This is a genomic window from Bacillus aerolatus, assembly GCF_009183655.1.
Lineage (GTDB): Bacteria > Bacillota > Bacilli > Bacillales > Domibacillaceae > Pseudobacillus > Pseudobacillus aerolatus.
This window is the reverse complement of sequence record NZ_WEIO01000002.1, coordinates 351,883-375,924: the sequence shown is the minus strand read 5'-3', so window position 1 is coordinate 375,924 and position 24,042 is coordinate 351,883. Positions and strand designations below refer to the sequence as shown.

Genomic DNA, 24,042 nt, shown 5'->3' with positions numbered 1-24,042 from the left:
ACAACTCGATAATCAACAATTAAACATAGATTATAAAGTAGATCATTTTTTCGAGGAAAAGATTGCTTACTATAAAGATCAACCTTCAGGTGAATGCGCTCAATACATTCCCGAATTGAAAAACGTGAATCCAAACTACTTGGCATGTGCCCTGCTTTTGCCAGATGGAAAGATTCATTTACACGGTGACTACGAGATTCCTTTCACGCTTCAAAGTATTTCAAAAGTGATTAGTTTCATAGCAGCCTGCATGTACAAAGGTCCCTCCTACGTATTAGATTGGGTGGATGTAGAGCCTACTGGTGATCCTTTCAATTCCATTTTGCGCTTCGAATTAAAAGATAAACAGAAACCATTTAATCCAATGATTAATGCAGGCGCTTTAACAGTAGCTTCTTTATTACCAGGTACAACCCCTACGGAAAAAATCCAGGGGGTTGTCCACCTTCTTTCTTCCTTAATTGATAAAAATGTTACTATCAATAAAAAAGTGTTCGAGTCGGAATGGGAAACAGCTTACCGGAACCGGGCGCTTGCTAATTTTCTAAAAGAACACAACCTTCTTGCCTCCAGCGTGGAAGACACATTATTTACGTACATTAATTTATGCTCAGTTGAAATAAACGTAGAAGATCTCGCGAAAATCGGCCTTATCCTTTCACTAGATGGTTTTGATCCAGTACGCCAAATCCAAATTATTCCAGCGCCGATCGTTCGACTGACAAAAATATTAATGTTCACATGCGGCATGTATAATTCTTCTGGAAAATTCGCAGCATTTATCGGCCTGCCTGCAAAAAGCGGCGTTTCCGGCGGTATTTTGGGAGCGGTTCCACCTTCACTCCGTCATCATCCACTTCTGTCAGACGGATGTGGGCTCGGCATTTATGGACCGGCGATTGATGAAAACGGTAACAGTATAAAAGGGACACGATTACTAGAAGACTTTATTCAAGTATACGATATAAAAATCTTTTAAATAATTTGGTGATGTAATGAACGACTGTAATGATAACAATAAAAAGATTTTGCAAAGCTATATTCCTATTGCCGACATGATTGTCGCAACGTTCGGAAGCAACTGTGAAGTCGTCATTCACGATTTACACAACGTTCAATCGTCTCTTATTTACATTAAAGGGACGGTCACAGGCCGGGAACTTGGCGCACCAACGACTGAAGTCATTTTAAAAAAGCTGCGCCGCCACGGCGATGACGTGACAGACATGCTTGGTTTTACAACAAGAACAAAAGATGGCAAGCTTTTAAAAACATCTACTTCCTTCATCCGTAATCCCGAAGGAAAAGTCATCGGCTTTCTCGGTATTAACTTTGATGTCACTGCTTTTTCTATGGTGAACCAAATTATTAGTGAATTTTCCGTTACGCATGATGTAAATCAAATTGATCATGCAATAAACGAATCCTATGCGAAAAACATTGAAGAAGTATTTGAACACCTCATAGAAAACACCCTCTTGGAAATCGGTGTACCCATTGGAAAGATGACACGTGAAGAGAAAATTTATTTCGTTCATCAGCTCGATGATAAAGGTGCTTTTCTTATTCAAGGTTCTGTAGATCGAATTACAGAGGTACTCGGTGTTTCAAAACAAACCATTTATAATTACTTGGAAGAGTCCCGTTCTGATTCATGAGCGTGCGGCTCTCCCTATTTATCCATTTGAATTTTTAGAATTATTTCCATATTACAACAAAGGGGTTGGGGACAGTTGGAAGAGAGAAAAATATCGGAGGTAGGCGAGACATTGGGAGAGAAAAAGACATTTAAAGACAAACTAAAAATAATCGGTCCTGGAGCAGTTATTACCGCTTCTTTTATCGGCCCAGGTACTGTAACGACCGCAACAAGAGCCGGCGCATCATTCGGTTACGCCATTTTATGGGCAGTTGTTTTTTCCATCATCGCAACGATCATTTTACAAGAAATGTCGGCCCGTCTTGGGATTATTACACAGCAAAGCCTCGGTGACGCGATTAGGGAACAATTCACAAACCCAATCTTAAAATTTGGTTCAATGTGGCTTGTTATCGTTTCAATCGGCGTTGGCTGTGCAGCCTATATAGCTGGTGATTTGATTGGTACCTCGTTAGGACTCACTACACTTACTGGAATACCTGAACACGTTCTCGGACCAGTCGTTGGTATTATTATTTTAATTCTTGGCTTAGGCGGCAATTATAAGTTTATTGAAAAAATCATGATTACACTTGTCATCATTATGAGTATCACATTTATTACAACAATGATTGTAGCCGCTCCTGACATGGGAGAAGTATTCAAAGGAGCTTTCGTTCCCACTATCCCTGCTGGCTCAATCCTTACAGTTATCGCTCTCATTGGAACAACCGTCGTTCCATATAATTTGTTCATTCACTCAACAACTGTACAAGAAAGATGGAATAAACCAAGTGATTTAAAAGAATCTCGTTTGGATATTATCGTCTCAATTGGAGTAGGTGGTTTAATTACAGCGGCGATTTTAATCACATCCGCTACGTTAATTAGAGGCATAGAAGTGGAAAACGTTGCAGCATTATCACTGCAATTGGAGCCTCTATTAGGAAGCTGGGCAAAAGTTTTCATTAGTGTTGGGCTCTTTGCAGCTGGCCTTTCTTCTGCTATGGCAACGCCGCTCGGGGCAGCCATGACAATCGGCGGTGTACTAAAATGGGAAAACGGAATGAAAGACAAACGCTTTAAAGCTGTATTTGTTGGCATCATGGTCATTGGTATTGTTTCATCCGGCCTCGGCTTGAAACCAATGGACGTTCTTCTCTTCGCCCAAGCATTAAACGGTATTTTATTACCGGTCATTTCGATCTTATTATTAATCATTATGAATAACAAAAGACGTCTTGGTGAATATACGAACTCCTTGAAAGCTAATATTTTCGGCGGGATTGTCGCATTAATTTGTACTGGTCTCGGTCTTTACAGCTTGGTTGATGCTATTAAAGTATTTATGGGCTCTTAATTTAAAAATCCTCAAAAGTCAGTTGGAACTGACTTTTGAGGATTTTTTATTTGGCAAGATGCAACACGGTATTATATAAAATCGATGTCCCTATGCCGCAGTCTTCCTTTGAACTCCACTCATTGGGGTTATGGCTGATTCCGTTTTTAGAGCGGACAAAAATCATGCCAATCGGACAAAATTCGTTAAACTGCATGCCATCATGACCGGCACCGCTCGGCAAGGAATAAAGATCAATACCCATCGCGCGGCATGCTTCTTCCATCACAGCGCGAATCTCATCGGAACAAGGGGCAGGAGCTACTCTTTGAAGTGTGTCAACCTCGATTTCCATTCCCTGTCCTTCACAAAATGCCTGCGCATATGAAATGATTTTCGCTTCTACCTCATCTCGGACGCTCTCGTCAATATCACGTAAATCGAGCGTGAACGTCGTCTCTCCCGGAATGACATTAACCCCGCCCGGTTTAACATCGATTTGCCCGACTGTCGCCACCGCATTCGGGTACTTTTTCGTTTCTTCCTCGATATACTGAATGACATTTAAAGCGGCCATGAGCGCATCTTTCCGCTGATTCATCGGCGTCGCACCGGCATGGCCTGCTTCACCTTTTATCGTCCATCTTGTCCATAAAGGACCCGCGATGCCGGTTACAATCCCAGCCGGATGCCCAGCGTATTCCAACACTTTCCCCTGCTCAATATGCAGCTCCACATACGCTTTGACCGTTTCCGGATTCCGAGCCGCCTCCGCGATGCACTCTGGATTTAATCCGGCCTTTGCCATCGCCTGTGCGATCGTCATTCCGTCTTGATCGCTTTGTTGCAGATGCTCAGATTGAAGTGTTCCTGCAAGAGCCCGGCTGCCGATCATGCCAAAACCAAACCGGCTTCCTTCTTCATCTGTAAAAGCGATCACTTCCACCGGATGCTCCGTCTCGACGTCCGATTCATTCATCGTTTGAACAACTTCAATACCGGCAATCACGCCGAGAGGCCCATCAAAAATGCCGCCTTTTGGAACCGAATCAATATGAGAACCGATCAATACAGCTGGTGACGCTTCATTTTTTCCTTTTTTTCGCCCAATAACATTTCCCGCCGCGTCCTCTTGCACCATCATTCCCGCTTCTTTCATGTAGGAAATAACGAGATCTTTTGCTTTACGTTCTTCTTCTGTAAAAGAAAAGCGGGTCACTCCGCCTTTCTCCTGCTTTCCAAACTGGCTCAACTCGTGCAGTCGTGTCCAAAGACGCTCTTGATTAATTTTCATTTTGCGCTTCATCCTTCATTTGAAAACGGAAATGGCAAACCCCTTCTTTTAAAACGTACTGATCGTGAACAACTTCAAAATTCGGGTTAAATCCTTTCGCGATGGATGGATCAATCATATGACAGTACAAAATGCCATACTCTTGCATTCCGTCTTTTTTCCACTGCTCCGCAAACGCGCATTTCGTAAACGTCTGCTCAATTTCTTTCGGATGAAAAAGCGTTTCATATTCAAACAGATCACTGCGGCCCATATCGTAATTGGATAAATAATTGTCCATCGTATTCGGCTTGCCGACCGCAGCTGCGCGCCGGGCAATATCGCGCCCGCGCTCTTCGCCGAACGTACCCACTCCATTCATCATCGCTTCCTGACCCGCTTCACCAAACGCGTCCACTACACATTTTGACACATGAGCGAACAGCTTCGCCATCATCGCATAAATCGTGAATGCTTCGAGTCCTTCTTCCTCTTGTGCTTTTGCGTACTCATTAAACGTGTGTTCCACATCCTGTGCATCAAACAATTTTTCGTAACGGAACAGTGCACTGGAATCTAATTCTTTCTCCAACTGTCCAGTGCGTTTTCTCAAGTCAATTACTTGTTCTTCCGTTACGCGCCGCACGCCTGCTTCTACCGCCGCTTTCCCTTCATCGCCGAAACGCTCCGTCACCGACGTTAAAACGTGTGTCATCAACTTGGCTGTAATAGTAAACATAGATACCGGTTCAAGATTTTCTATTCCTTTTTTTACACTGTTTCCCATAATAATTTTCCTCCTCTTTGATTAACTACCGCAAGTGCTTGCTCTAAATCTGCCATAATATCCTGGACACTTTCGAGACCCGCGGACAGCCGGATCAGTCCATCTGTTATACCTGCAGCGGTTTTCTCTTCATCGGACATAGAAAAATGCGTCATCGTTGCCGGATGTTGAACGAGTGTTTCAGGATCGCCAAGACTAAACGAAATCATAGACAACTGCAAGGCATCCATAAATGCTTTCGCTGCCTCTAAGCCGCCTTTTAATTCAAAGGATACAATTCCGCCCATTCCTTTCATTTGCCTTTGCGCAAGCTCATATTGAGGGTGGCATTCAAGTCCTGGATAAAACACTTTTTCAACGAGAGGATGACTCTCTAGAAAAGACGCAATTTCGTGTGCGTTGTGGCAGTGACGTTCGACGCGGAGTCCGAGCGTTTTCAAACCGCGCAAAATTAAAAACGCATCCCATGCGCTTAATACTTGGCCAAGATCGCCCATAATACTTTGACGCATAAATTGTATATGTTCCGCTTTGCCAACAACAAATCCAGCAAGAACATCTCCGTGGCCGTTTAAATATTTCGTCGCGCTGTGGACAACAACGTCCGCTCCTAAATCTAGCGGCCTTTGCAAATAAGGCGACATAAATGTATTATCAATAATTAGCGGAATGTTGTAATGTTTCGTTATTTTAGCAACCGCCTCAATATCCAGCACAGTTAACAGCGGGTTGGACGGCGTTTCAATGTAAACGGCTTTCGTATTACTTTGCATCGCCCGCAAAATATGATCCACATTTGTGCAATCGACGTAACTGAATGAAATCCCAAAACGCGGCGCCAAATTCGTTAAAAATTTATGTGTGCCGCCGTACACGTCTTTCGTCACAATCACATGGTCGCCTTGTTTTAAAAAAGCGAGCAATGCGATAGAGATTGCTGCCATACCCGATCCAACACCGAGCGCTGCCTCCCCGTTTTCAAGCACGGCCATTTTTTCTTCAACGGCGCGCAATGTCGAATTTCCATATCGTCCATAATAAATGCCTTCTTTTTTACCAGACACTACATCAATTGCGGTATCGCAATCAGCAAACGAATAAGCAACTGCCGGAACAATCGCTTGTGCGACAGCGCCATTTTGCCTTTCACCACCGTTTTGTTGATGAATAAGCGCGGTATCCATTCCCCAATACTTGTTCAATTTAACTCCCCCTCTATTTCTTCTTTATCTTTATTATAGAACCCACCCTTTCCATAAAACAAATGAATATTTATAATAGGATAGATGAATAAAATTAATACATGGAGTGAGAGATATGAGTATTGCGAAATTTGAAGTATTCCGTGCTGTAGTTGATTTAGGCAGCTTGTCAAAAGCAGCGGAATCTCTCGGCTTAACGCAATCCGCCGTCAGTCATGCCATAGCCGGAATGGAATCCGAGTTCGGCTTTACTTTACTAACGCGAGGCCGCTCCGGTGCCAATCTGACTGAAAATGGCGAGCGGATACTGCTGCATGTCCGTGAAATATTAAAATGGAATGAACAAATGATGCAAGAAGTGGCCACCATCAACGGCATTGAAAAAGGCATCGTGCGAATCGGAACGTTCCCGAGTGTTTCAATTCAATGGCTTCCTGAAATTATTAAACGCTTCACGGAGCAATTTCCATTAATTAAGATCAAGTTATTTGAAGGAAATTACGATGAAATCAACGAATGGATTGCGAACGGCACAGTCGATTTTGGTTTTGTATCTTTGCCGGCGGCGAAATCACTTGATGCGTTACCACTGAAAAATGATCGATTGTTATGCCTTGTGTCGGACGCACATACTCTTTACAACGAGGAATGCCTTTCCTTCGGTCAGCTAAAAAACGAAGCATTTATCATGCCAAAATCAAGTATCGACAATGATGTGAGAAGAATCTTAACGAAACATAAAGTGAAACCAAACGTGAAGTACGAAACGTCAGAAGATCAGGCGATCATTTCGATGGTACAAAACAACCTTGGAATCAGTATCCTTCCCGAAATGATTTTGTACCGGCTGCCCAATAATGTGCGGGCAATCGAATTGGAAGGAGGTTATTACCGCACAATTGGCATCGCCGCACCTTCACTCAAAAAGATGTCACCCGCCGCCAAAAAAATGATAGAAACGCTCAGAAAATGGTTATCTGCATGAAGCACTTCCACAAAAAATAACCCCGGCCACAAATATGTGCCGAGGTTATTTTACGTTTACTTTTCTTCCTCTGTTTGCAGATTAATTTCCCTTTCAAACAAGAAGAGATATTAATACATTTTCATATACTGCTCGCGTTCCCATGGGTGGACTTGTGTCCGGAACATATCCCATTCGATTTCTTTTGCTTCAATGAAGTGTTCGAGAATGTGCTCGCCGAGGGCGTATTTAATCACGTCGCTTTTCTTTAAAATGCGAAGCGCTTCTGCCAATGTAGCCGGCAAGTCTTCAACACCTTCTTGTTGTCTCTCTTCTTCATTCATAGAATAAATATTACGGTCTACTGCCGGCGGCGGCGTCATTTGATTTTTAATGCCGTCCAGTCCTGCCTGCAGCAAAACAGCCATCGCTAAATATGGGTTGGCCGCCGGATCGACGCTGCGCACTTCCACGCGCGTGCTCATGCCGCGGGCAGATGGAATGCGGATCAGCGGGCTGCGGTTTTGGCCTGACCAGGCTACGTAGCAAGGTGCCTCATAACCAGGGACGAGTCGCTTATAGGAATTGACTGTCGGATTTGTAATTGCTGTATAAGCTTGTGCATGTTTGATTGTGCCGGCGATAAATTGGTACGCTGTTTCACTTAGCTGCAGTTCGCCGCTTTCATCATAAAAGGCATTTCTGCCATCTTTAAATAAAGACATATTGCAATGCATTCCTGAGCCGCTCACACCGAAAAGCGGTTTCGGCATAAATGTAGCATGCAGTCCATGTTTTCTGGCAATCGTTTTGACAACGAGCTTAAATGTTTGAATTTCATCACAAGCAGTTAACGCATCGGCATATTTAAAATCAATTTCATGCTGTCCGGGAGCCACTTCATGGTGAGAAGCTTCAATTTCAAACCCCATTCCTTCCAGCTCTAGTACAATGTCACGACGGCAGTTTTCGCCTAAGTCTGTCGGCGCTAAATCAAAATAACCGCCATTATCATTCAGCTCCAGTGTCGGTTCGCCGTTTGCATCTAACTTAAACAAGAAGAATTCGGGCTCAGGCCCTAAATTAAAATTAGAAAAACCGAGCTCTTCCATTTCTTTCAAGATGCGCTTTAAATTGTTGCGGGGATCTCCTGCAAAAGGCGTTCCATCTGGCATATAAATATCACAAATTAACCGGGCAACCTTTCCTTTTTCTGCTGTCCACGGGAAAACTACCCAAGTGTCAAGATCGGGATATAAATTCATGTCTGATTCCTCAATGCGTACGAACCCCTCAATAGAAGATCCATCAAACATCATTTTATTGTCCAGCGCTTTCGGCAATTGACTAACCGGGATTTCAACGTTTTTAATTGTTCCTAAAATATCGGTAAACTGCAAACGAATAAATTTTACGTTTTCTTCCCTAGCTAAATTCATAATATCTTCTTTTGTATACTTGCCCATAAAAACAAATTCCTCCTCAAATAGTGAGTTGCTTGATTACTGTGTTTTTAATGAAAGTAACGATATCTTTCTCCAGGAGGGAGATCATCCCTATGAAAACGGCCGGCGTTAATCAATTCTTTGCGCAGCAGTTTTCTTACTTCTTCATTTGTAAAATCCTTTTTGTCTTTACCCGCGGCTTCTTTAACGTTACTATGTACTTCTTTATTTTCTTCTTGCAACAGGATTTTTTTCACTCCTGCCATATTGATGCCTTCATCAAGCAAATCTTTCACTTCGAGCAGACGATCAATATCGTATAAAGAAAAGAGCCGGCGGTTGCCTTCCGTCCGTTCCGGACGAATCAATTGATGTTCCTCATAATAGCGTATTTGCCTGGCAGATAATTCTGTCAGTTTCATGACAGTCCCCATAGGGAATAATGGCATTGAACGCCTAATTTTGTTACTCATCAATGACTCCTCCTTTCTTTAACGTTATTTATTATATATCCCGTCACGTTATGTGTCAAACCTATGTTAGGTTTTATTACATGAATTTATTTTGCATTAAATGATAAAAAAAGCCAGCCATGCACGGAAGAAACCCCCGTTTCGGCTGACTTATCTTTTTATAATAATTTTTTTTCAATTAAATCGTTCAGTGCCTGGCACACTGCGATTTTCACATGGGCATACGTTAATCCACCTTGCACATAAGCAGCATAAGGCGGCCGAAGCGGCCCATCGGCAGAAAGTTCAATGCTTGCCCCCTGAATAAACGTTCCCGCTGCCATGATCACATCGTCTTCGTAGCCGGGCATATAGCTCGGGTACGGGGTGACATGCGAATTAACGGGGGAAGCATACTGAATTGCCTGGCAAAAAGCAATCATTTTTTCACGATCGTCAAACTGTACCGACTGAATGAGATCGGTTCTTTTTTCGTGCCACTTAGGGGAAGTATTCATTCCCATTTTCTCTAACATCGCTGCCGTAAACACGGCGCCTTTCAAGCTTTCGGCCACAACGTGCGGCGCCAGAAAAAAACCTTGATACATTTCTTGCAGACTGTACAAGCTTGCCCCTGCCTCCGCTCCTATGCCGGGCGATGTCATTCGGTAGGAACAGCTTTCTACGTGAGGAGCTTTTCCGACTATATAACCACCCATTTTAACGAGCCCGCCGCCCGGGTTTTTAATTAACGAACCAGCCATTAGGTCTGCCCCTACATGACACGGTTCCCTTTCTTCCGTAAATTCGCCGTAGCAATTATCAACAAATACGACGACATCGCTTTTGATTTCTTTCACAAAACGAATCATTTCCTCAATCTCTGCGATCGTAAAAGAAGGGCGTACAGCATATCCTTTGGAACGCTGGATGCCGATCATTTTCGTATTTGGCTGAATGGCTGCTTTAATTGCCGAATAATCCGGTTTGCCGTCCGCTTCGAGCGGAATGCTGCGATAAGAGATGCCAAACTCTTTTAGCGATCCGTTTCCTTTACCGGAGCTGCCAACAATTTCTTCTAATGTGTCGTACGGGGTTCCCGTTATATAAAGAAGTTCATCACCGGGACGCAATATACCAAAAAGAGCGATAGAAATGGCGTGGGTACCGGAAATAATTTGCGGGCGGACGAGTGCCGCTTCCCCGCCAAATACATCCGCATAAATACTTTCGAGTGTATCGCGGCCGCTGTCATCATAGCCATATCCGGTTGATGGTGTAAAATGAAATTCACTCACTTGGCGGTGGCGAAAGCTTTCCAGCACTCGGAACTGATTCGTTTCTGCCATTTTTTCTATACCGCGGTGCACATTGGCAATTTGTGCTTCAGCCTCTTCAGCGATCGGCTTTATTCTTTGACCTTGTGTCAGTAATTCAAACATTGGTGTTCTCCCTTTATATTATGTATATTTATTGATTTCGCCTGCGACTGGATGATCGCTGAAGGAGAACCCTTTCATGCGATAAACTTGTTCTTCTTCATCAAAAGATGTCGAGTCAACAATCGTTTCCGTTTTCAGCTGGGCAATCAGCTTTCCTTCTGAAGCCGGAATCCGTCCGTTGTATGGCTTCATTTGTTCTTTCATCATTTTTTCGATCGTTTCTTTTAATTTTAATCGATCAGCCTGCTCCAGCGCGCTGATCAGCAAATGCTCCGAATCTGAAGAAGGCACAAAATCTTCATACCGCACATCTTTCTTATTGTAAACAGTCAATTCCGGCAAATGGTCCATATCTAGCTGCTGAAGCAAATCTTTTACGGTTTGTTGATGCTGATTAAAGTCAGGATTCGAACTATCAACGACATGCAGCAATAAATCGGCTTCGCTTACTTCTTCCAGCGTCGAACGAAAAGCGGCAACAAGCGTTGTGGGAAGATCTTGTATAAACCCAACCGTGTCCGTTAAAATCGCCTGATATCCACTTGGCAAGGTTAATTTTCTCGTCAATGGATCGAGCGTAGCGAACAACTGGTTTTCCTCCAGAGAATCAGATGCCGTTAACCGATTGAACAAAGTAGATTTACCGGCGTTTGTATAGCCAACAAGCGCAATTTGAAATGCTTTATTCTTCTTACGCCGGCTGCGATACCGCTCCCGGTGGTGTACGATTGTTTGAAGCTGCCGTTTAATTTCATCAATCCGCCGGCGAATGTGGCGGCGGTCACTCTCAAGTTTTGTCTCACCAGGCCCTCTCGTTCCAATTCCGCCTCCGAGACGAGAAAGTGCTGTTCCTTGCCCTGCAAGTCTTGGCAGTAAATATTGCAGCTGGGCCAGTTCCACTTGCAGCTGCCCTTCCCTTGAACGGGCACGGCGCGCAAAAATATCGAGAATCAATTGTGTACGGTCAATGACTCTTGCATTAAGCACGGCCGATAAATTTCTGATTTGGCTCGGTGACAGTTCATCGTTAAAAATAATAATATCAGGCTCCAGCTCTTCTTCAAGCCGCTGCAGTTCCTCCACCTTTCCTTTGCCGATGTATGTACCAGGATGAATACGTTCTCTTTTTTGAGTAATCATTGCCACTGATTCCCCTTGTGCCGTTTCTGTCAATGATTTTAACTCCTCCATTGAATACAAAAACTGCTCTGTGTCATCCGTCAGTTGACAGCCTGCAAGAACGACTCGTTCTTTTTCATTTTTTTTCAATTAGTTTCCTTCTTTCCTCACAATTTTCTATCCATCATCTTATCAAAAAGACAAACAAATTACTAATAACCGAGCAATTGAATCTTCAATTCTTATGTAATGATCTATTTAACAATTTATGGGCTGGCTCTTTATTTATTCTAGTACTATAATAGATTGCTGGGAGCAATTGATGAAAAGAGGTGACACCAGTGGGATTAACTTGGGACATTTTTACCGTAATTGGCACAGTGGCTTTCGCCATTTCGGGAGCAATTATCGCCATGGAAGAAGATTATGATTTATTTGGCGTTTATATATTAGGGATGATTACCGCTTTTGGCGGTGGAGCGATCCGGAACCTATTAATAGGCGTACCTATTTCTGCTTTGTGGGAACAAGGAGCCTTTTTTCAAATAGCATTATTCTCTATTACAGCGACGATATTATTCCCTCATAATTTATTAAAGCATTGGCCTGTCTGGGGGAACTTCTTCGATGCCATTGGCTTGTCCGCGTTTGCCGTCCAGGGTGCATTATACGCAACTGACATGGAGCACCCAATCAGTGCTGTTATTGTGGCGGCTGTGCTAACAGGAAGCGGCGGCGGTCTTGTGCGCGATTTACTTGCAGGAAGGAAGCCAGCTTTGCTTCACAATGAAATTTACGGCGTATGGGCGGCGCTTGCCGGACTATTAATCGGATTAAGCATAGCGAGCACCCCTGCCGAGCTGGTCGTTCTATTTATCATTATCACTGCCCTTCGCGTTCTATCCTACAAACATAGATGGAGCCTCCCAAAAAGAGCGCTCCATTAACAAAGAGGCTGTCTAGAAACAAAGAGCCAGGCATCCCCAACATCGGACAGCAGTATAAAATCAATTGATTTTATACTGTTGTCTTGCAAGGGAGGAGCCAGGCACTTTGTAGACATCCTCTTTTTTGTTAAAACGCCTGAAGTTTTACCTTTTCAGACACAGTCATGTCCGCTTCTGTACAATTTAAAATATCTTCCACCGAATAACCTTCTGCTACTTCTATCAGTTCAAGTCCATGTGAACCGACATCCATCACCGCCCGGTCAGTAATAATACGCTGAACGACTCCTTTACCCGTTAATGGCAGCTGGCATTCTTTTAAAATTTTTGATTGTCCGTGTTTGTTCACGTGGTCCATGATGACGATTGTTTTACGTGCTCCATGGACAAGATCCATCGCACCGCCCATGCCTTTAACCATTTTCCCTGGAATCATCCAATTGGCTAGATCACCGTTTTGTGAAACCTCCATGCCGCCAAGAATAGCCACATCAACATGGCCGCCGCGGATCATAGCAAATGACTCGGAGCTGTCGAAATAAACGGAACCGGGAATCGCAGTCACTGTTTCTTTTCCTGCATTGATTAAGTCAGCATCTAATTCCCCTTCAGTAGGATAAGGGCCAATGCCGAGCAAACCGTTTTCGGACTGCAGCACCACTTGTTTATTTTCAGTAATAAAATTGGCCACAAGTGTTGGTATTCCGATTCCTAGGTTCACGTAGTTGCCGCTTTCAATTTCCTTTTCTGCCCGTCTGGCAATTTTTTCTCTCGTATCCACTCGTACCCCTCCTTTATTGGCGGACTGTTCTTCTTTCAATCCGTTTCTCCTGATTTCCTTGAATCAATGCTTGCACGTAAATGCCTGGTGAATGGATAAAATCCGAATCCAAGTCGCCTGTTTCCACGATTTCTTCGACTTCAGCGATCGTGATCTTGCCGGCAGCTGCAATCATCGGATTAAAGTTACGGGCGGTTTTGTTATAAATCAAATTGCCCATCTTATCCGCTTTCCACGCTCGAATGAGGCTGAAGTCAGCAGTCAATGATTCTTCCAGCAAATATTCTTTTCCGTTAAATTCACGGACTTCTTTTCCGTCCGCTATTGGGGTTCCAACGCCAGCCGGTGTAAAAAAGGCTGGAATTCCGGCTCCGCCGGCACGAATTTTTTCGGCAAGCGTTCCTTGCGGTGTTAATTCCACTTCTATTTCACCCGCTAGCATTTGCCGCTCAAATTCTTTATTTTCCCCTACGTAAGAACCGATAATTTTTTTGATTTGTTTGTTTTTTAATAACAGTCCCAGCCCCCAATCATCTACTCCACAGTTGTTGGAAATAACAGTTAAGTCTGTCACTCTAGAGTCAGCGAGGGCTTTGATTAAGTTTTCAGGTATGCCGCATAAACCAAAACCGCCAACCATTAACGTCATGCCATCTTTAATTCCGGAAACGGCCTCATTAAAATCAGAATAGATTTTCTTCATGCTTTCCCCTCCTTTTATTACACCGGATTCACACCATGTTTGCGATCCGTGAAGACTAAATATTTGGACATATAAACATCGAGTCTGGCAGAGAGTTCATCCCGCAAATGATTCGGCTCCACTACATCATCGATAATCAATTCAGAAGCGAGGCGATAGATGTCGATATCTTTACGATATTCTTCTCGTTTTTCATTAATGAAATCGGCTCGTTCTTCTTCCGGAAGCGCCGCAATTTTATTCGCATAGACCGCGTTGACAGCCGCTTCTGGGCCCATGACAGCAATTTGAGCAGTTGGAAGGGCGAGACAGCAATCCGGTTCAAATGCCGGGCCTGCCATGGCATAAAGGCCAGCACCGTATGCTTTGCGGACGACAACTGTCATTTTTGGCACTGTCGCTTCACTCATTGCAAAAATCATTTTTGCCCCATGGCGAATGATGCCGGCTTTTTCCACGTTTGTGCCAATCATGAAGCCCGGAACATCTGCCAAGAATAAAAGCGGAATGTGAAATGCATCGCACAGACTGATGAATTTAGCCGCTTTATCCGCTGAATCATGGAACAAAACGCCTCCCTTGACGCGCGGCTGGTTCGCAATGATGCCAACCGGCTGTCCTTTAATCCGTCCAAGCCCTGTAATCAATTCAGAAGCAAACAATTTCTTAATCTCACAAAAACTGTCTTCATCGATCAAGCGTTCAATCAGCTGATACATATCAAAAGGGGCATTCTGATTTTTAGGAATAAGCTCTTCAATTGTTTTTTCAAAAGCAGCCGGTGCTTTCGGTGTTTTAGGAACAGGCTTTTCCGTGTAATTGTCAGGAAAATACGTTAAATACTTTTTTGCATATTCAATCGCTTCTTCTTCTGTTTTTGCGAGTACATCTCCACAGCCTGAAATAGAACAGTGCATTTTTGCCCCGCCCATTTGTTCAAGCGTCACTTTTTCACCGATAACCATTTCCGCCATCCGTGGCGAGCCGAGATACATAGAAGCATTTCCTTCGACCATTATAACGATGTCACAAAAAGCTGGAATGTAGGCGCCGCCCGCAGCGGATGGACCGAACAACAAGCAGATTTGCGGTACTTTTCCAGACATTTTCACTTGATTATAGAAAATACGGCCAGCTCCCCGGCGGCCTGGGAACATTTCAAGCTGGTCTGTAATCCGCGCCCCTGCTGAATCAACAAGGTAGAGCATTGGACAGCGAAGTTTCTCTGCCGTTTCTTGGATGCGGATAATTTTTTCTACTGTCCGCTTGCCCCAAGATCCAGCTTTCACAGTGGAGTCGTTGGCCATGATGCACACTGTCCGGCCATTGATTTTTCCAACTCCGGTCACGACACCATCTGCCGGCAAGTCTCCAGCCATTACATTAGCAAACATGCCGTCTTCTGCTTGCAAACCATTGTCAAAAAGGAGACGAAGACGATCACGGACAAACATTTTTCCCTGTTCTTTATTTTTTTCGTGGTACTTCTCCTGTCCGCCTTTTAAAATGGTGTCTTTCTTTTCCTCGTAATTCGATTTCAAATCTGTTTCGTTCATATTAATTTCTCCTCACTTTCCTCTATATACCGGAGGACGCTTTTCTGCAAATGCCTGCAGTCCTTCCAGCCTGTCTTCTGTCGGTATTAGGTTGTTATAAGCGAGCTTTTCTATTTGGAGCCCTGTTGCAATATCTGTCTGCATGCCTTGATTGATTGCCGTCTTTGCCTGAAAAAGAGCAAGTGGTGCATTAATGACGATTTCTTTCGCCAAATGGATTGCCCGTTCCATTAATTCTGCTGGATTGGCTGTATGTTCGACGAGACCAATGTGTTCCGCTTGCCCGGCTGTAATCCGCTTCGCTGTAAAAATCATTTCTTTTGCCTTGCCTGTTCCAATTAGGCGCGGCAGCCGCTGCGTGCCGCCAGCTCCAGGAATAATGGCAAGAGACGTTTCGGTCAGTCCCATTTTTGCCTGAGTAGAAGCGATGCGGATATCAGAGGCTAAGGCAAGTTCAAGACCTCCGCCAAAAGCTACACCGTTGATCGCACAAATGACCGGCTGCGGCAGCGCTTCCACGTCGTTAATAACAGAGCCGATTAAATTGACAACTTGCTTTACTTCCGCTTCGTTCATCCCTTTTCTTTCTTTTAAATCTGCTCCTGCACAGAATGCTTTTTCTCCCGATCCTGTCAGAATAACAACACGTACTTCCCGGTCATGCTTTATATTGTAAAGAGCATCATGCAAGTCATACAATAGCTGCCGGGACAATGCGTTGGCTGCTTCAGAGCGGTTCAGTGTGAGGACGACAATACCTTCTTCCTGCTTCGTGACTAAAACTGTGTCTGCCACACGCTTCACTCCTTTTCTACTCTGCGGTAAATATCCATTTGCCGGCTGTTGAGCGGTTTGCCGAGAATGGATTCCATTAATTCGCCTGCTTCAATGAGTCCTTCCATCCGAACACCCGTCTCAATTCCCATGGCATCAAGCATATAAAGCAAGTCTTCCGTCGCTGCGTTTCCTGAGGCTCCTTTGGCATACGGACAGCCCCCGAGTCCCCCCAAGGCACTATCAAATGTCGTAATGCCCATTTCAAGAGACTTCGAGATATTTGCAAGAGCGGTCCCTCTCGTATCATGGAAATGCATCGCAAGCCGGTCAGCTGCAAATTCAGGAAGGAGCACTTCAAGCAGTCGTTCTACTTCCGTTGGTACGGCTACGCCAATCGTTTCGCCGAGCGACAGTTCGTCAATGCCCATATTGAATAGCTGCGCGGCGACTTTTTTCACTTGTTCCGGCGGCACTGCTCCTTCGTACGGACAGGCGATGACGGTCGATAAATAACCGCGGACTGTTTTCCCGGCCGCCTTTGCCTCTGAAACTACTTCTTGTAACACCGGCAGCGTTTCTGCAATCGTTTTATTAATGTTATTCTTGTTATGCGCTTCGCTTGCCGACATGAATACGCTGACTTCATCGACATTGCTTTCAAGCGCTCTTTTTAGCCCTTGCCTATTCGGCACAAGAGCAGCATATGTAATACCCGGCTTCCTTTTAATAGAAGAAAGCACATCCGCAGCATCTGCCAGCTGCGGAATCCACTTCGGATGAACAAAAGAAGTCACTTCAATATAAGACAGTCCGCTTTCTGACAAACGGTTAATCCAAGCCGCTTTATTTTCTGTACCTACTTGCTGCGGCTCGTTTTGCAGCCCGTCCCGGGGGCCTACTTCTTTGATAGTCACTTTTTTTGGAAGCTTCAAGGGGCCCTCCTCCTATTCCACATCAACTAGCGCATCCGCTTCGTTGACAAAATCTCCTTCATTTATATGGACTTTTCGAACCGTTCCGTCTTCTTCTGCCGCGATCGGTATTTCCATCTTCATCGATTCCAAAATGACGACGTCCTGCCCTGCTTTTACTTCTTCCCCTTCCGACACAAGAACCTTCCATACGTTTCCTGCCATACTTGCCTGTACTGTTGCCATTGTAATCTCTCCTTTATTTCGTTGTTGTTAACTCCGGCAAATAATATTCCTCCACGAACTGAGTTGTAGTCAACCCTTTTAAAAACTGTTTATGACTGACAATTTTTTTGAGCATTGGTATATTTGTTTTAATGCCTTCAATTTTAAATTGATCGAGCGCGGCCTGCATGCGAGTGCATGCTTCTTCTCTCGTTGCTCCCCATGCAATGAGCTTGCCGATCATCGGATCATAAAATGGTGTAACTGCTGAACCTGCTTCAATGGCACATTCATTGCGGATGCCTTCACCTTGCGGCAGCTCAAATTCGGTGATTTGTCCTGGTGAAGGAAAAAAGGTTTTCGGGTCTTCCGCATAAATCCGCACCTCAATCGCATGGCCATTTCGCTGAACTGCTTCCCTCGTAAGCGCCAATCTTTCACCGGCAGCGACTTTTAGTTGTTCTTCAACTAAGTCCAGCCCGGTGATTTCTTCAGTTACGGGATGCTCGACCTGAAGTCTCGTATTCATTTCAAGAAAGTAGAAATTTTGTTCATGATCGACTAAAAATTCAATCGTGCCCGCATTCGTGTAGCCAATATGCTGGGCTGCTTTCACTGCGGCATCAAGCATACAGCTCCGCGTTTCTTCGCTAATAAATGGCGAAGGCGCTTCTTCCACGACTTTCTGGTTACGGCGCTGAATCGAACATTCCCGCTCCCATAAAGGAATGACTTGGCCGTGGGAATCAGCTAATATTTGCACTTCAATGTGATGCGGCTTCTGAATATACTTTTCAAGAAACATAGCACCATCGCCGAAGAACGATTCTGCTCTTTTTTTGTTCCCAGCAAAGGCTTTTACAAGCTCTTCGTCGGAGTGAACGAGCTGCATGCCGATTCCGCCGCCCCCTGCCGATGCTTTTAGCATAAGCGGATAGCCGATGGACTTGGCTGCCTCTTTTGCTTCTTCTTCATTTTCAAGTGGAATGTTGACTCCTTCAATAATCGGAACGCCTGCCTGCTTCATCGTCTTACGGGCTTCAATTTTGCTTCCCATCGCTGAAAGAATACTAGGTGATGGCCCGATAAACACAAGGCCTTCATCTATACATTTTTGGGCAAATGATGCATTTTCGGAAAGAAGGCCATATCCCGGATGAACAGCTTCCGCTCCGCTCGCTTTCGCTACCCGAATAATTTCATCTGCATTTAAGTAACTGAGGTTTACTTGCGGCTTGCCGATACAGAAAGCTTCATCTGCCTGCCGAACAAACAGTGAATCCGCATCTGCCTCTGAATAAACAGCAACCGTTTGGATTCTTAGTTTTTGACACGTACGGATAATGCGCAAAGCAATTTCTCCGCGATTAGCAATCAAGATTTTCGAAAACATATGTAACGCCCCTTTCCGTTTTACATAAACAAGCTCAGCGACTGTTCCTGAAGTTTAAATTTTTGAATTTTTCCTGAAGCTGTCATCGGATACTCTTTCGTAAACTGAATGTGTTTCGGAATTTTATGACGGGAAATTTTATCTTTAAAGTAGTCTTTGATTTCATCCGCAGACGCTTCTTCACCTTCTTTTAAAATAACCCATGCCATTACCTCTTCTCCGTATTTTTCATCTGGTACACCGATGACTTGAGCGTCTAATATTTTCGGATGAGTGTACAAAAATTCTTCAATTTCGCGCGGGTAAACGTTTTCACCGCCGCGGATGATCATATCTTTCAAACGACCTGTTACTCTTATATAACCGTTTTCATCCATCACAGCGAGGTCGCCCGTGTGAAGCCATCCTTCTTCATCAATAGCCTCTTTTGTTGCACTTGGATTATTATAGTAGCCTTTCATTACGTGATATCCTCGTGTACACAATTCGCCTTGCACGTTTGGGGGAAGCGATTCCATTAACCCGGGTTCCACTATTTTCACTTCTACTTTTGGAAGTGCGCGCCCTACCGTCTCTACACGAAGCTCAACAGGATCATTTGTACGCGTCTGCGTAATAACGGGTGAAGATTCTGTCTGGCCATAGCAAATTGTAATTTCTTTCATATGCATTTTATTCATTACTGCCTTCATCACTTCTACCGGGCAATTAGATCCTGCCATGACGCCAGTTCGAAGCGTAGACAAATCATAGTTTTGAAAATTCGGATGATTCAATTCAGCAATGAACATCGTCGGCACGCCATGCAGTGCTGTGCATTTTTCTCCTTCTACAGTCGCGAGCACCGTTTCCGGATCAAATTCTTGGACAGGCACCATCGCTGCTCCAACGGTTACACAGGCGAGAGTTCCAATGACACTGCCGAAACAGTGAAAAAACGGCACTGGTATACATAGCCGATCGTCTTGCGTTAACTCCATGCAGCCGGCAATATTTAAAGCATTATTAACTAAGTTGCTGTGTGTCAGCATAACTCCTTTCGGAAAGCCCGTTGTTCCAGATGTATACTGCATATTGATGACTTCATCAGGTGTGAGTTCAGCTGCCCTTGCGTCTAACACTTCCTCTGTCACTTCATCTGCCATTGCTAAAATGTCAGCCCAGTTGTACATGCCGCTGTATGTTTTTTCGCTGAGGACAATCACATTTTTTAAGAGAGGCAGCCGTTTTGATGCCAGCTTTCCCGGTTCACATGAATCTAGCTCAGGACAAAGTTCATAAATGGTGTCGATATAAGAATTTCCGCGATAACCTTCTATTAAAATGAGTGTCCGGCTTTCTGATTGCTTCAATAAATATTCAAGTTCAGATGCGCGGTAGTTCGTATTGACCGTAACTAAAACCGCTCCCATTTTACCTGTTGCAAACTGCAGGGTCACCCATTCAGGGACATTCGTCGCCCAAACGGCCAAATTTTCTCCTTTATCAATGCCGAGTGCCATTAATCCGCGGGCTGCTGTCCGGCACAGCCGATCAAATTCACTGTACGTATATCGTAAATTTCGATCTGGATAGACAAGTGCTTCATGTTGTGGAAGTTGTTCAGCTCTTTTTGCTAATAGTTCCCCTACAGTTTCACGCATCAATTCGCTCATTACGACCCTTCCCCCTCTTATCTTTTAACAGCCAAGATGCCGCGCGATGACTAGGCGCTGAATTTCAGAAGTACCTTCCCCAATTTCAAGCAATTTGGCATCGCGCAAAAACCTTTCCACATCATATTCACGCATATATCCATATCCACCGTGAATTTGAATCGCCTGATTGCTCGTACGGAAACTCGTTTCTGACGCGAAAAGCTTTGCCATGGCCGCTTCTTTTCCAAATGGCTTGCCTTGATCTTTCAGCCAGGCTGCTTTATACACGAGATTGCGTGCCAATTCTACTTCAGTAGCCATATCTGCCAGCTTAAATTGAATCGCCTGGAATTTAGAGATCGGCTGACCGAATTGCACCCGCTCTTTTGCGTACTGCAGCGCTTTTTCCAAGGCAGCCTGGGCGATGCCCACAGCTAAAGCGGCGATAGAAATGCGGCCTCCATCTAATGTGTATAAAAACTGGCTGAATCCTTTTTTACTGTCTCCAAGAAGATTTTCTTTCGGTACTCGCACATTATCTAATACAATTTCACATGTGTTTGAAGCGCGGACGCCCATTTTGTCATAGTTGCAGGAAATAGTTACTCCCGGCGCATCAGCAGGCACAATAATGGCTGATACGATGTTTTTGCCATCTTCTCTTTTACCTGTAACAGCTGTTACAATGATTTGCCGCGCATAGCCGGCATTCGTAATCCAGCATTTCTCGCCATTGATCACATACTCATCACCGTCAAGTACTGCCTTTGTTCTTGTTCCGCCTGCATCTGAACCGGCATTCGGTTCCGTTAATCCAAACGAACCCAATGTTTCTCCTTTCGCCATTGGCACGAGCCATTCCTGCTTCTGTTCTTCAGTTCCGAAATAAAAAACAGGACTTGCCCCAAGGCTGATCGCCGCTGCATAGCTTAAACCAGTTCCGCCGCATGCTTTGCCGATTTCTTCCACGGCAATCGCATAAGATACCGTGTCACCGCCTGCTCCGCCATACTCTTCTGGAAATGGAATGCCGAGAAGTCCGAGTTCCGCCATTTTCTTAAATGTCTGTTCACGAAATTGTGATGTTTCATCCAGTTCTTGCGCGTACGGCTTGATTTCTTTTTCAGCAAAGCCTTTTACCATTTCTTTTAACATTTGCTGCTCTTTCGTTAATTCAAAATTCATGTGAATTCCCCCTTGTTTTGACCGTTATTTATAAGGACAGACTAGTCGGTCTCTGTAAGTCGTTATAATAGCCAGCTTATTCACTGATCAGCTGACTTTTTAGTAAATATGTGTGAATGTCTTGATTTTCCATGCCTTTCTCAGTCACTAACGCATGGACGAGCAAGTCATTGAATATTTCTCCTATTTTTTCAATCGAAAGCTCTCCATCTTTCTTAAACCACTTATACGTCCAGTTCACCATGCCGATAATGGCCATCGTCGTAATTTCAGCAGACACTTCCGGGCGAAAGTCGCCATTTTCTTGACCTTCCCGAATAACTCGTAAAATTATTTTTCGATATTCATCGCGCTTTGCATTGATCTTTTCTTGAAAATCCCCTTTTAAATAAGTGCTTTCCTGATAAAAAACAGTAATATGCGGCTTATACAAATCAAATACTTTTGTAAAAGACAGTATAATGGCACAGAGCCGTGATGTAGGTGTGCTGTAATTATCATATGCTTCTTTTGCCCTGTCGAGCACATACGAAATAAAGACGTCATGAATGTTGTACAGCAATTCGTCTTTTGATTTAAAGTTGTGGTAAAATCCCCCCTTGGACGTACCGCACTCTTCCACAATCTGATCGACGGTCACCCCGTGGTATCCGTGTTTTTCAAACATGACGAGCGATGTTTCAACAATTCTTGCTTTTAATGGTTTTTTTTTCATTTGGACCACCTTCAACACAATAGTATCACAATAAAAACTATTTTGACAATTATTTATCAGAAAATAAAAACAACTACAGTTGAGTATGCAGCTGCAGAAAAGCCGGGCATTATAAGCAGGTGAGAAGATAACTTCAATATTGGCAACATGTTTGATTACGTTTACCCGGTTCGTCATGGCTTTTCTGCCGGTTACTATCCTTTTCAATTTCATCCGCTAGTTAAAGTGAATGTCTTTTGAATACAGCATCATTAGTTCTTCATATTGGTAGCTGCTTTCGTCAAGCAAGCGGACCGCCTGTGAACGCATCGCTTTTTCAATTAAATTTCTCACATACCTGCCGTTTGAAAATGTTTGATTATTTTCCTCTCTCACACGGACAAAGTGTTCGCGCATCTTCATTTTTGCTTCCTTACTGAATTTATATTCTTTTTCAGCGGCCATTTTTTCTGCAATAGCCATTAATTGTTCGGGGCGATAATCCGGAAATTGAAAAATAAGAGGAAAACGAGATTCCAAACCTGGATTCAATGTAAAAAAATGGTTCATCTCCCTCGGATATCCCGCTAAAATTAATATAAAATCATTTTGCTTATCTTCCATATGCTTTACAAGTGTATCAATCGCTTCTTTCCCAAAATCTTTTTCTCCACCTCTGCCAAGCGAGTAAGCTTCATCAATAAATAAAATGCCCCCCATCGCTTTTTTAATTAAATCTCTCGTTTTCTGCGCCGTGTGCCCGATATATTCGCCGACTAAATCGGCACGCTCTGCCTCAATCAAATGTCCTTTTGACAATACTTTCATTTCAAAAAAAAGTTTGCCGATAATGCGGGCAGCTGTTGTTTTTCCTGTCCCCGGATTTCCTTTAAACATCATATGCAGCACTTGTTTGCCTGCCTTCAATCCGCTCTCTTCTCTTTTCCTACTGACAAAAATCCACGCATATATTTCCCTGATCATCTTTTTTAAATCTTCAAGTCCTATTAAAGCATCCAGTTCACTTTCTACCTTCTTCAACACCGCATGCTCAGAGGAACTGGACCAGGTATAAGGCCGCTCTTCACGGACTGGCTGCTGGATGCGGTCATTTTTGGTGTGCAGCACAACATTGATTTGGCCGTTGTCTTTCATGCGAATTGGCTGCTTCACTTCTATCACCCCACCAAATTTGACGGAGGCCGTCACTTAATGTCTTATTTTGCGCTTTCCCGAGAAATAATTTCCCTTTCTTCATTCTATTCATCATAAAAGCAAACATACATCTTTCTGTATATAAAAAACGTGTACAAGGGACTGTACACGTTTTAACGGATTTATTCTTGTTCTTCTAAAGAAATTTGTACATTTCGTTGAGGAGCGAATGTAGAAATAGCGTGTTTATAAACTAACTGTTGTTTTCCATCTGATTCAAATAAGACGGTAAAGTTATCGAACCCTTTTATATAACCCCGCAATTGAAAGCCATTTAATAAAAATACAGTAACGAGTGTTCCATCTTTTCGCAGCTGATTCAGAAATTGATCCTGTATATTAATCCCTTGTTTCAT

General features: G+C 43.8%; 24 protein-coding genes. 5 read left to right on the top strand and 19 right to left on the bottom strand.

The annotated features are described in order from the left end of the window. Nucleotides 1–25: 25 nt before the first annotated feature. The 3 genes from glsA (at nucleotide 26) to F9802_RS05440 (ending at nucleotide 2,999) form a co-directional block, all read left to right on the top strand. Nucleotides 26–979, top strand: coding sequence for a glutaminase A (gene glsA, locus F9802_RS05450; RefSeq protein WP_225435206.1), 954 nt, complete (start codon nucleotides 26–28; stop codon nucleotides 977–979). Between the two features lie 16 nt (nucleotides 980–995). Further along, nucleotides 996–1,658 (top strand): helix-turn-helix transcriptional regulator, encoded by a 663-nt coding sequence (locus F9802_RS05445; RefSeq protein ID WP_152150135.1) that lies wholly within the window; start codon nucleotides 996–998, stop codon nucleotides 1,656–1,658. 75 nt (nucleotides 1,659–1,733) lie between these two features. After that, nucleotides 1,734–2,999, top strand: a complete 1,266-nt coding sequence (locus tag F9802_RS05440) for an Nramp family divalent metal transporter (protein WP_225435198.1) — start codon at nucleotides 1,734–1,736, stop codon at nucleotides 2,997–2,999. Between the two features lie 46 nt (nucleotides 3,000–3,045). On the opposite strand, the gene F9802_RS05435 is transcribed toward F9802_RS05440, so the two are convergent. From F9802_RS05435 to F9802_RS05425, 3 genes are read right to left on the bottom strand one after another with little or no spacing between them, the layout of a single operon-like run. Further along, nucleotides 3,046–4,272: a Zn-dependent hydrolase gene (locus F9802_RS05435; protein ID WP_152150134.1), complete on the bottom strand. Its 1,227-nt coding sequence runs from the start codon at nucleotides 4,270–4,272 to the stop codon at nucleotides 3,046–3,048. Continuing rightward, complete coding sequence (locus tag F9802_RS19905; protein WP_225435197.1) at nucleotides 4,262–5,038, bottom strand: L-2-amino-thiazoline-4-carboxylic acid hydrolase; 777 nt, start codon at nucleotides 5,036–5,038, stop codon at nucleotides 4,262–4,264. Before F9802_RS19905 ends, F9802_RS05435 begins: the two co-directional genes overlap by 11 nt. Next, nucleotides 5,023–6,222 carry a trans-sulfuration enzyme family protein gene (locus tag F9802_RS05425; RefSeq protein ID WP_152150291.1) on the bottom strand — a complete coding sequence of 400 codons (1,200 nt, stop codon included), beginning with the start codon at nucleotides 6,220–6,222 and terminating at the stop codon, nucleotides 5,023–5,025. Before F9802_RS05425 ends, F9802_RS19905 begins: the two co-directional genes overlap by 16 nt. A 133-nt stretch (nucleotides 6,223–6,355) precedes the next feature. Between F9802_RS05425 and F9802_RS05420 the strand changes: the two genes are divergently transcribed. Then, nucleotides 6,356–7,225, top strand: a complete 870-nt coding sequence (locus tag F9802_RS05420) for a LysR family transcriptional regulator (RefSeq protein WP_152150133.1) — start codon at nucleotides 6,356–6,358, stop codon at nucleotides 7,223–7,225. A gap of 110 nt (nucleotides 7,226–7,335) precedes the next feature. On the opposite strand, the gene glnA is transcribed toward F9802_RS05420, so the two are convergent. From glnA to hflX, 4 genes are all read right to left on the bottom strand, one after another. After that, on the bottom strand, nucleotides 7,336–8,670 hold the full coding sequence (gene glnA, locus F9802_RS05415; protein ID WP_152150132.1) for a type I glutamate--ammonia ligase: 1,335 nt from the start codon (nucleotides 8,668–8,670) through the stop codon (nucleotides 7,336–7,338). A 47-nt stretch (nucleotides 8,671–8,717) separates the two neighbouring features. Continuing rightward, nucleotides 8,718–9,122 carry a MerR family transcriptional regulator gene (locus F9802_RS05410; protein ID WP_152150131.1) on the bottom strand — a complete coding sequence of 135 codons (405 nt, stop codon included), beginning with the start codon at nucleotides 9,120–9,122 and terminating at the stop codon, nucleotides 8,718–8,720. Between the two features lie 158 nt (nucleotides 9,123–9,280). Next, on the bottom strand, nucleotides 9,281–10,543 hold the full coding sequence (locus tag F9802_RS05405; protein WP_152150130.1) for a methionine gamma-lyase family protein: 1,263 nt from the start codon (nucleotides 10,541–10,543) through the stop codon (nucleotides 9,281–9,283). Between the two features lie 18 nt (nucleotides 10,544–10,561). Beyond that, a complete protein-coding gene (gene hflX, locus F9802_RS05400; protein WP_152150129.1) occupies nucleotides 10,562–11,812 on the bottom strand; it encodes a GTPase HflX in 1,251 nt (416 codons plus the stop codon). A gap of 191 nt (nucleotides 11,813–12,003) precedes the next feature. On the opposite strand from hflX, the gene F9802_RS05395 reads away from it, so the two are divergent. Further along, nucleotides 12,004–12,609 carry a trimeric intracellular cation channel family protein gene (locus F9802_RS05395; RefSeq protein ID WP_152150128.1) on the top strand — a complete coding sequence of 202 codons (606 nt, stop codon included), beginning with the start codon at nucleotides 12,004–12,006 and terminating at the stop codon, nucleotides 12,607–12,609. Nucleotides 12,610–12,736: 127 nt separating this feature from the next. Here F9802_RS05395 and F9802_RS05390 read toward each other — a convergent pair whose 3' ends face one another. The 12 genes from F9802_RS05390 to hfq all read right to left on the bottom strand — a co-directional run bounded on the left by F9802_RS05390 (nucleotide 12,737) and on the right by hfq (nucleotide 24,042). Next, nucleotides 12,737–13,429: a CoA transferase subunit B gene (locus F9802_RS05390; RefSeq protein WP_152150127.1), complete on the bottom strand. Its 693-nt coding sequence runs from the start codon at nucleotides 13,427–13,429 to the stop codon at nucleotides 12,737–12,739. After that, nucleotides 13,404–14,093, bottom strand: a complete 690-nt coding sequence (locus F9802_RS05385) for a CoA transferase subunit A (protein ID WP_152150126.1) — start codon at nucleotides 14,091–14,093, stop codon at nucleotides 13,404–13,406. The genes F9802_RS05390 and F9802_RS05385 overlap by 26 nt, the downstream gene beginning before the upstream one ends. A 17-nt stretch (nucleotides 14,094–14,110) precedes the next feature. Next, nucleotides 14,111–15,649: an acyl-CoA carboxylase subunit beta gene (locus tag F9802_RS05380; RefSeq protein WP_152150125.1), complete on the bottom strand. Its 1,539-nt coding sequence runs from the start codon at nucleotides 15,647–15,649 to the stop codon at nucleotides 14,111–14,113. 12 nt (nucleotides 15,650–15,661) lie between these two features. Next, the gene (locus tag F9802_RS05375; protein ID WP_152150124.1) at nucleotides 15,662–16,444 is read right to left on the bottom strand and encodes an enoyl-CoA hydratase; all 783 of its coding nucleotides are present in this window, start codon (nucleotides 16,442–16,444) and stop codon (nucleotides 15,662–15,664) included. Between the two features lie 5 nt (nucleotides 16,445–16,449). Further along, the gene (locus F9802_RS05370; protein WP_152150123.1) at nucleotides 16,450–17,358 is read right to left on the bottom strand and encodes a hydroxymethylglutaryl-CoA lyase; all 909 of its coding nucleotides are present in this window, start codon (nucleotides 17,356–17,358) and stop codon (nucleotides 16,450–16,452) included. A gap of 12 nt (nucleotides 17,359–17,370) precedes the next feature. Then, nucleotides 17,371–17,589, bottom strand: coding sequence for an acetyl-CoA carboxylase biotin carboxyl carrier protein subunit (locus tag F9802_RS05365; protein ID WP_318636104.1), 219 nt, complete (start codon nucleotides 17,587–17,589; stop codon nucleotides 17,371–17,373). A gap of 7 nt (nucleotides 17,590–17,596) precedes the next feature. Then, on the bottom strand, nucleotides 17,597–18,955 hold the full coding sequence (locus F9802_RS05360; RefSeq protein WP_152150121.1) for an acetyl-CoA carboxylase biotin carboxylase subunit: 1,359 nt from the start codon (nucleotides 18,953–18,955) through the stop codon (nucleotides 17,597–17,599). Nucleotides 18,956–18,975: 20 nt separating this feature from the next. After that, nucleotides 18,976–20,610, bottom strand: coding sequence for an AMP-binding protein (locus F9802_RS05355; RefSeq protein WP_225435196.1), 1,635 nt, complete (start codon nucleotides 20,608–20,610; stop codon nucleotides 18,976–18,978). A gap of 24 nt (nucleotides 20,611–20,634) precedes the next feature. Further along, complete coding sequence (locus F9802_RS05350; RefSeq protein ID WP_152150120.1) at nucleotides 20,635–21,777, bottom strand: acyl-CoA dehydrogenase; 1,143 nt, start codon at nucleotides 21,775–21,777, stop codon at nucleotides 20,635–20,637. Nucleotides 21,778–21,853: 76 nt separating this feature from the next. Beyond that, nucleotides 21,854–22,492, bottom strand: coding sequence for a TetR/AcrR family transcriptional regulator (locus F9802_RS05345; RefSeq protein ID WP_152150119.1), 639 nt, complete (start codon nucleotides 22,490–22,492; stop codon nucleotides 21,854–21,856). A 216-nt stretch (nucleotides 22,493–22,708) separates the two neighbouring features. Then, nucleotides 22,709–23,644, bottom strand: coding sequence for a stage V sporulation protein K (gene spoVK, locus F9802_RS05340; RefSeq protein ID WP_152150118.1), 936 nt, complete (start codon nucleotides 23,642–23,644; stop codon nucleotides 22,709–22,711). Nucleotides 23,645–23,808: 164 nt separating this feature from the next. Continuing rightward, a complete protein-coding gene (gene hfq, locus F9802_RS05335; RefSeq protein ID WP_049661654.1) occupies nucleotides 23,809–24,042 on the bottom strand; it encodes an RNA chaperone Hfq in 234 nt (77 codons plus the stop codon).